This is a genomic window from Neisseria sp. P0021.S007, from assembly GCF_051956855.1.
In genome coordinates this window covers 1-998 of the sequence record NZ_JBQCXA010000174.1, presented here as the reverse complement: position 1 = coordinate 998, position 998 = coordinate 1, and the positions used below count along the sequence as shown (strand labels likewise).

1 protein-coding gene is annotated in these 998 nt (G+C 52.1%); it reads right to left on the bottom strand.

Translation table 11 applies throughout. The features are described 5' to 3' along the window. On the bottom strand, positions 1-998 hold a 998-nt coding region (gene rseP / locus ACTHUR_RS11990), incomplete at both ends, for an RIP metalloprotease RseP (RefSeq protein WP_440398718.1).

Below are 998 nucleotides of genomic sequence, written 5' to 3'. Positions count from 1 at the left end.
GTCCAATACTGGGATGGGCAACAAGTTCAACACGCCTAAACTAATGCTGACCAAAGCGAGGAATTCCAAATAGCTTTGAAATCCCAGCTGTGCCGTTTTCCCGGCGACGTCGGCAATGGTCAGCGGGCCTGAAATATGGTTCAGGGAGGCATTGCCTGTAATCAGTTTTCCGAAGAATTTTACCGTCATCCAAGCATTGTTGACGGTTTTGTCCCAGCCCATCGCAAATGCTTCTGCGACAGACGGCTTATATTCGCGCTTGATTTCTTTTGTCCACGCTTCGTCGCCCTGAGGACCGAAGCCTACCCTGCCGACCAGCGTTCTGTCGGGTTGCTGGATACTGTCGGGGCGGATGGTCGTCTGAAAAGTTTTACCGTCGCGCTCGTAGCTCAATGCGATTTTCTTACCCGGGCTTTGGCGTACGATTTCTTCCCATTGCTGCCAAGACTCGATGTCTTGTCCGTCGGCACTGATCAGCTTGTCGCCTTTTTTCAAACCGGCTTTTTCAGCCGGGCTGTTTTCTTCCATTTTGCCGACACGGGTGGTGATTTTAAAAGGCGACAACCCGATATAGCCTTGGTTTTTCGCAATTTTACCTGCTTCAGGCGTGCCTGCGGCATCGATAATCCGCATGGTTTCTTGTCCCGAGGTCGTCTGAACGGCAACATTTACCTTGCCTGACTCGATGTTCAACACGATTTCTTGCTGGGCTTTTTCCCACTCGCCGACGTTAACGCCGTTAACCGAAATAATTTTGTCTCCGGGCTGAAAACCTGCTTTTGAGGCAATGGTATTTTGCTTGACCATGCCGATATACGGGCGGATTTCGGTAACGCCGAAGGAAAAACTCAAGCCGTAAAGTAGAACCGCCAGCGCGAGATTGGTCAGCGGACCTGCGGCGACGATGGCGATGCGTTTGGCGGGATGCTGTTTGTCGAAGGCGTAAGGCAGGTCTGCCTGCGCCACTTCCCCCTCGCGCGTATCGACCATTTTGACAT